Source organism: Paenibacillus sp. MAH-35 (genome assembly GCF_058135425.1).
This window is the reverse complement of record NZ_JBYUPU010000082.1, coordinates 1-8,191: the sequence shown is the minus strand read 5'-3', so window position 1 is coordinate 8,191 and position 8,191 is coordinate 1. Positions and strand designations below refer to the sequence as shown.

Sequence of the window (8,191 nt, the reverse complement as noted above, 5' to 3'; positions counted from 1 at the left end):
ATATAATACATTTTCTGAACGGTGGTGATTTTGCACGCGATTGGAAATCGATATCTAACTTTGCGGGGATCAAGCTTTAGCCGGAAACAGGCTCTTGCATGAAAAGGTGTTGGAAAAGTAACGAGCTCCGGAAAGAAATGGATTTACAGGAAGTGAGCAAGAAGTAAATAACGCAAGATGTAAACAATGCAGGAAGTGAAGTATGCAAGAAGTGAACTAGGCAAGAAGCGAACAATGCAAGAAGCCAACAACACAAGAAGTGAACAGTAGGAGGGGCATACCGATGAGCCAGCCGTGGTTTAAGAAAAGTCACCGCAGATGTTTGGTGGACATGCATATCCCGGATTGGGACGAGCGATTTTTATCGCAGTTTGATTCCAAGCGTTATATCGAGCTGATGAAGCTGGCGCAGGTGGACGCGATTTACTTTTATACGAACTCCTGTGTAGGACTCACCAACTTCCCGACCAAGGCGGACAAGATGCATAAAGGGCTGAAGGGCAGAGACATCGTCCGCGAGATCACCACACTGACCAAAGAAGCGGGACTTCCTTCTATCGTCTACTATAATATATGGTCGAAGTGGGCGTACGATCATCATCCGGAATGGAGGGCGGTGAACGGAGTCGGCTTGACTACCGGCGATTACTACTGGGGGCAGCCGGGCCGGTACGGCGTATGCTGTTACAACCACGAAGGGTACCGGGATATGGTCTTGGCCGATGTCGAGCAGCTGTGCAAAAACTATGAATTCGACGGCTTATGGATCGACATGATCATGCTGTCGCAAGTATGCTACTGCTCGGCGTGCCGGAAGCGGTATTTGGCGGAGACGGGAATCAGCGAAATTCCAAGAGTGGTCGATTGGAACGATCCGCAGTTCGTTCAGTTTCAGCGGCGCCGGGAAGCGTGGCAGTCCGAATTCGCCGAGCTGGTCACGCAATCGGCCAAGCGGTGGAAGCCGGGCATCTCCCTGGGGCATAATGTGGCCGGTTATTATGTGGGCTGGCATCAGGCGGCTTCGCTGAAGTTTTTTGATCAGAACGATTATTTAAGCGGCGATATCTCGGGCGGTCCCCAGATCGTTAACTACGTGTGCAAGCTGTTCCACAGCGCCAGCAAAAACCATTCCGTCGAATTTATGACGACGGTCGCCGACGCCAACCTGCTGGAGCATACGGTCTACAAGCCGAAGCATTATTTAAAAAACCTGGTTTATTTGGCGATGGCCAATAACGGCGCCTTCAGCTTTATCGACGCGATCGATCCGCTCGGTACAATGAACGAGAAGATGTACCGGATGCTCGGCGAAATATACGGGGAAACCCGCCGGTACGAGCCCTTTATGGACTACGACGCCGAATATTGCCAAGATATCGCGATCTATACGAATATCGAGTCACTGATCGATTTGCGCGACAGCGGCAAGACGGTGAACAATGTTCCGCATTCGGCAAGCACACCGCATCATCTAGCGGCGTTAAATGCGGCCAGAGCGATGATCGACGCCAATCTTCCGTTCGGTGTCATCACCAAAAACCGGTTGAACGAGCTTCATAAATACCAGGTGCTTATCCTGCCCGACCTGCAGATGATGGATGAAGACGAGATCGAAGCGATCCGCAAATTCGTGGAAGCCGGAGGCAGCATCTACGCCAGCGCGAATACGTCCCTGGTGGACAAAACCGGGAAGCGGCACGACAATTACATGCTTTCCGACGTATTCGGAGTCACCTATGAACGGACGACCTGGGAAGATATTGCCTACTACGCGCCGACCGAAAGCGGCAAGCCGTACTTTGCCGATTATGACGACTATTACCCGCTAACCGTGAACTGCAATCAGCTGATCGTCAAGGAACACGAAGGGGCCGAGCCGCTGGCGACGATCGTGCTGCCCGAGCTGAATCCGGACAATCCGCACCAGTTCGCGTCGGCGATCAGCAGCCCGCCGGAGATTCCGACTACATATCCCGGGGTCGTCGTGAACCGGTACGGTCAAGGAAAATCGATGTATGCCGCCGGTTATTTGGAGAGGATGGCGAAGGAAGGGCAGCGTTCGATCTTTATCAATCTGATCCGCTCTCTGCTTACGAAGCCGGCCTATTTCCAGACCAATGCGCCTAAACCTGTCGAGATCACGATGTTCCGCCACCAGTCGGGCAAGCGGGATACGATCAACGTCATCAATATGCAGCAGGAGCAGCCGAACATTCCCGTATCGGGCGTCCGGGTCCAAGTCAACACGGGAGACCGGAAACCGTCGAGGGTTGTACTTCTTCCGGGCGAAGCTCTGGTCGATTACGTCCGCGAAGGCGAATATATCGCGTTTGATGTGCCGCAGATCGAGATTTTCCATATGTTCGCTATCGACTATGAATAAGGGTTAACTACCCGGTTACGGCCTGAACTTTGTTACTGAACCTGTATGAGTAGCAGGACTGCCAGAGACCGAAGACCCTCGAGCCAGCTTATTGACAGCGCTTACTTGGGGGTCTTCCCTTCAGAATTCAGTTTCGAATATATGGAGAAAGAGGGTTCGATTCACCGATGAATAACAAATATATCGCGATTCCGATCTCGATGATGCTCATTGCCTCCATCGCCGCCGGTTGCGGCAAAACCGGAGCAGTCGGCGGGGAAGCGGACAAAAAGGAACCGGCTCCGATCGACTACACCCAGGAGAAGGCCGAAATTGTGTTTTATTCGAATAACGGGGAGCTGCCGGAAAGCTTCGACGCCCGGATGGGCAACTTGGTCCGCCAGAAGTTTCCGAACTATACGATCAAGTACATCCAGGCTGGACAAGGAACTCAGCTGACGGACCTGATTACGACCGGAACCCGGTTCGATATTTTTTATCAATCGATCGGCAACTTTGAGGCCCAGGCTTTTCCCGTTAATATTCAATACGACATGACCGAGCTGATCAAGAAGCACCAAATCGATTTGACGCGGCTGGATTCCACCGTTGTCGATGCCGTGAAGCAAGCGTCCGGCGGGAAATTGTACGGCCTTCCGGTTACGACCACCAATCTGGTGCTTTACTACAACAAAGATCTCTTCAATAAATTCGGCGTCCCGTTCCCGAAAGACGGAATGACCTGGGACGAGATCATGGAGCTGAACAAAAAGCTGACCCGGGTCGAGAACGGCGTTCAATATTACGGATTAACGCACTCTCCTTTTCACACCCTTCGTTTAAGCCCATTCTCCGTACCTAGCGCCGATCCGGCGACCGGTGCACCCGCGATTAATAAGGATGAGCGCTGGAAAACGTTTTTCGACGCGTTTTACGTCCAGCCGATGAATGCTCCCGGCTACAAAGATGCCATCGAGAAAGCGAACAAAATACCGGATATCAACGCATTCGTGAAAGAAAAGACGGTCGGAATGTTTCTCTACCTGTCCAGTCTGATCTATGCGTGGGAGAAGGAACTGCAAGGCATCAATTGGGACATCGTCTCGATGCCGACCTTTAAGGAGATGCCGGGCGTCGGCTCCCAGTCGTATCCGAGCTATTACGGAATTACGCAGATGGCCCAGAACAAAGACGCGTCGGCGCAAGTGCTGAAATATCTCGTCTCCGACGAATTCCAATCCGACATCGCGCGGAAAGGAACGATGCCGGTGCTGAATAACGACAAGGTGAAGATGGAGCTGGGCAAAGATTCGTTCTACAAGGACCGGAACTGGAAAGCGATCTTTTATAACAAATTCGCGCCGATTCCGCCCAAGCCGGCCTATGACGCAGATCTGCTCACCACTTATTACACGATCGGCAACCAGTTCAACTTAGGCAAGATGGATTTGAACACGGCGCTGAGAATGATGGAGGAAGACGGACTGAAAAAGATCGAGGCGTACAAGCAGAAAACCAAATAAGAAAACCGGGAGGAAATGTTCTATGGATGAGCATCGATTCGCGAACGGGAATACGGTTGAAGCTACTGCTCCAGAAGGATCAGACTATACGCAGGTCAAATCGAACAAGCGGATCAGCCGGAGGGCGATGCTGGCTACTCTGGGCATGACAGGCGCCGCAGTTGTTTCAGGAGGATTGATGAATACGATGGACGTGATGGCGGACACGGTGCAGGCCATTGACGTGATGAACCCGCCGGTTCCGCTTGCCCCGCTGGTCGGGGACGGGGTGACGGACGACACGGCCGCATTTCAGGCGATTTTGAATTATGCCGCTGCCAATCGGTTGTCCGTATATTGCCCGTCCGGGAAAACGTATCTGGTGCAGTCGATCCGGATCAAAAACGGAACCGTATCGCTTATATGCGACGGCGTGATCAAGGGGAAAGGGACGGCGGTCAACGGAGTCGTCCAGCTGGACGGGCCGAACCTGTTCGGCGGAACGGCTGTCGAGCACTTTACTTTGCAGGCGAATATCGATATGTCCGGCGGCGACCGGGAAGCGATCAAAGCCGACGGATGCTCCAACTGCACCTTTACTCATAACCGCATCTACGGATTTACGAATCATGCTTCGCTGAATCATTACGGCATCTTGTTATGGTTCAGCTCCAACTACAACAAGATCCAGCACAATTACATCGACGGCTACGATAAGCCGACGCAAAGAGGGCTGCTTATCGATCTGATCGGGGAGTCGGCCAACTTCGGCGGGTTCCACGATAACGGCAACATTGTGCCGCCTACCCGGCCGTGCGTCGGGAACATCATCACCGACAACATCTTATTAAATGGAAGCTATGCGATTAACCTGTTAGCTGTCGAAAACAGCGTCGTATCGCACAATTATTGCTACAAACAAAATCATCGCAGCATCTATGTGGCCCAGTCGTCCAACAACAACATCATCTCGGACAACCAGCTGATCGGCTTCCTCTCCTCGGGCGTGCTGCTCGGATACGGGGCTTATAAAAATCTGGTCACCTCCAATCTCATGAAACAGCTCGACGGCTACAATTCGATCGGCGGCGAAGCGGCCGTTAATGTCAACACAGGCTCCTACGACAACCTGATCGCCGACAATACGATTGAAAGCTTTACGAATTACGGCGTATATCTGGCGGTTAATTCGATCGGCAATAAAGTGGACGGCAATGCGATATCAAGACATTACGTCGCCGGGATCGCCCTGGAGAACGACTGGATTCGGCCTCTTCCGACAGGAGCGAAATATTCGCGTCCCAACTACGGCCCGCCTTCGGTAGGGACCGTATGGGCGACGAAGGATTCGGAGTCGAACATCATCCAGAACAACATCATCGGTCCTTGCTATACGGGGAGGGCGATGTGCGCGATCTACGTATCGCAGCTCGGAACGACAAGCACCAAAAACAATATCATCCAGAACAATGTGGTGACGGACACGGCCAGCTATGCGTATCACTTGTATTGCTTTGAAGAAACGAGCGGCAAGCTGACAGGCAATACGCTGAAAAACAATTCGTTCCACATGGCGACGCTCAGCAAACTGTTTTTGACGCGCGGCCGGGGGCATTTCAAACAATGTGCAGGCAATGACGCGCTGGATACGGACCCGTATACGTTTGCCGCAGGCGATACTACGCCGTCGGTCGGGATCGGGGGCTCGTTCGTCTTCGCCAACTCGTCGTCTACATCGGTCACGATGTTTGACGACGGAGCGGACAATCAGACGATCGTCGTTCGGCTGGACGCCAATACGACGATTGTATACGGACCGTCCACGATCCGGACCAAGGGGAGCGCGAACATTGCTGGGGCAAGCACAGATCAGTTCGTAACCTTGAAGCGGATCGCCGGCGTCTGGTATGAGATTTCCAGAAGCTTTTGAGGACTGACGTTATAGGATAAAGGAAGCGTTGTGCAGCGGTACGGTATGGTACACTGTGATGATGCGCGGCGTGGCGTGGAGTTTGGCGAGCCGCCGTCAGACGGGAGCAAGGAAAAGGGGAGAGGCTCACGGCCGCTCCCCTGGTTGTTTTGAATCTCTTCTTAGAAGAGGCGTAGCGGCGTGGTGTTGTGCAGCGGCGGGCAGAAGCCGGTACGTGGAGGACGGCACGTTGATGTCGGCACATGGAAGCCGGCACGATGAAGCCCGAGTAGTGCGCCGGCCGGAAGCACCGGTTCATAGTTTCGTGATTTTGAACGAATCCGGCCCTGCACGTTAGTGCCAGCGGAAGAGTAACTTCCTTTATTTTTGCCAAACCGATCATTTTCACCTAATAGCGGAAATAGGGTTTCCGTTATTTTGGCCGTATGGGGTGAAAGAGACGGTTACACGGGAAATAGCGGAACAAAAGCTTCCGCTATTTGGCGATTTTCCGCTGTATGCAACCCATAACGGAAGCAAAGCTTCCGGTAAAGCTTCCGGAAAAGTTTCACCCGGCCCTAGTTGAAGCCGATAGCCGCCCTAACGCCCCCAGCTCGTCACACGACTGCGGGCAGCAGTTGACGCGATACATCCGTATCTGGGCGCTGCACGTCAAAAGACCGTCCGGACGTATAACCGAACCGGACGGCATGTCGTACTACAGGCGGTTTGCCGGCACTTACCTTTTTAACTCGGCTACCGCTTTCTCCGCTTCCTCGGATGCGGTCCGCAAGGCGGTATTCAGATCGCTATTGCCCAAGACGAGCTGAACGGCATGTTTCCGTAATATCCCCTCGACAGTCAGCTGGTAATTGGTCCTCACGGTAATCGGGGCGGGCTTGTTATAATAAACCGCTTTCCAGTTAATATTTTGGAAGGAAGACCCGGTTCCGAACGCCTGCTTCACTTCCGGATCGTTGATGACCGGCATCAGCCCTTTTTTCGAATACATCATCTGGGCTTCCTTCGTCGTTAAATAATGAATGACCTCCATCGCGGCTTGTTTATTGCTCGCCATCGAGGTGATGCCGAACATTTCCGGCGTCGTCTGCGTGCCGACACCGGGCAGATCCCGGAAGGTCGGGAGAGCGGCCATATCCCAGTTCACTTTCTCCAGCGTTTCGGGTACGGCTTGGGGAAACTTGGAGATGAAGGCGAACATGGCCAGCTCCTGCGAGTTCGTAAATTCAAACCGGTACGGGATATTTTTCAAGGCAGCGGTCCGGTCTTTGTAGGCCGGATTGTCGGCGGGCTTCAGGACGAACGTTTCCAGCAGCTTGTTCCAGCCGTCCTGGGTGAAGGTGGGCTTCTCGGTTTTGGGATCAAGCAGAGGGATTGACAACGGATTGTTCATAAGAGCGAACAGATCGGTCGCAAAGCCCAAATACTGCTTGTCGCCTTCTTTGCGCGTCAGCTTGGCGGCCAGCTCTGTCAGCTCGTCCCAGTACATCCCGTCCTTCGGGTACGGAACGCCGAACTTGTCGAAGATTTCTTTGTTGTAATACATTACAAAGCCGACGTTCGTTACCGGCAGACCGTACAGCTTGCCGCCTCCGGAGTTCCGGATGCCGTCAATCAGAGTAGGCTCGAACTTGCCCAAATCGATTTTGTTCGTCTGAACGAGCTCGGTCATGTCATACAGCAGGTTTCCGCTTGATCCCAGCTCGTAGAAGTAGGAGATGTTCTGATAGATCAGATCGATCCGCTGCTTCTGGGCAATCAGCTCGGGCAGCGTGGAGCCGGGTTTGTTTTGGATGTAGGTGAACGTGTAGTCGGGGAACTTCTGCCGGATGATATTGCCGTGAATGGAGTTGAATCCTTCCTGGGAATCTCCGGTATTCGAGAAGATGACCAGTTCTACCGGTTCTTTCGGCTTCGCAGGTTCTGCCGCCTTCGGCGGGGCGGATTCGGGCAACTCGGCGGACTTCGTTTCGTTATCGCTCGAACCGGTTCCGCACGCAGCGATCCATACAAGGGCAGCCGCGGACAATAAACATTTCAGCCGTTTGTCAGTCATATTCATTCTCCTTTAGCTTGGTTATCCATCTTCCATACGTCCAGCCTTGGCAACGCAACAAGGTACTTCTCTGCAGGACCTGCGGCAAGCTGCCGCTTAATCGATTACTTGTCCATCGTGCGGGCACCTCCTACATATCAATTCTGGAGCTTATGATAGCGCATTCATAGATGTCGATGGCGGCGAAACAGGGACGTTATGAGGGAGTAGAAGCGAAAAACGAACCGGTTAGTAGATACTATAAAGTAGATTATACATAATATATAAACGTTAATCGATTTCTATGTCAATAGCATTTCAGTTTTTTCTTCCCTTTTCATATGGTTTCTTTAAAAACAATT

4 protein-coding genes are annotated in these 8,191 nt (G+C 52.6%); 3 read left to right on the top strand and 1 reads right to left on the bottom strand.

Annotated features, from left to right (window positions below):
• Positions 1 to 283: 283 nt before the first annotated feature.
• The 3 genes from AC3Y2E_RS34375 (at position 284) to AC3Y2E_RS34365 (ending at position 5,794) form a co-directional block, all read left to right on the top strand.
• Positions 284 to 2,383: a beta-galactosidase trimerization domain-containing protein gene (locus tag AC3Y2E_RS34375; protein ID WP_379217910.1), complete on the top strand. Its 2,100-nt coding sequence runs from the start codon at positions 284 to 286 to the stop codon at positions 2,381 to 2,383.
• Positions 2,384 to 2,550: 167 nt separating this feature from the next.
• Positions 2,551 to 3,885 carry an ABC transporter substrate-binding protein gene (locus AC3Y2E_RS34370; RefSeq protein WP_379217908.1) on the top strand — a complete coding sequence of 445 codons (1,335 nt, stop codon included), beginning with the start codon at positions 2,551 to 2,553 and terminating at the stop codon, positions 3,883 to 3,885.
• 22 nt (positions 3,886 to 3,907) lie between these two features.
• Positions 3,908 to 5,794: a NosD domain-containing protein gene (locus AC3Y2E_RS34365; RefSeq protein WP_379217906.1), complete on the top strand. Its 1,887-nt coding sequence runs from the start codon at positions 3,908 to 3,910 to the stop codon at positions 5,792 to 5,794.
• A gap of 718 nt (positions 5,795 to 6,512) precedes the next feature.
• Here AC3Y2E_RS34365 and AC3Y2E_RS34360 read toward each other — a convergent pair.
• Positions 6,513 to 7,850, bottom strand: coding sequence for an ABC transporter substrate-binding protein (locus AC3Y2E_RS34360; RefSeq protein WP_379217904.1), 1,338 nt, complete (start codon positions 7,848 to 7,850; stop codon positions 6,513 to 6,515).
• Positions 7,851 to 8,191: the final 341 nt, after the last annotated feature.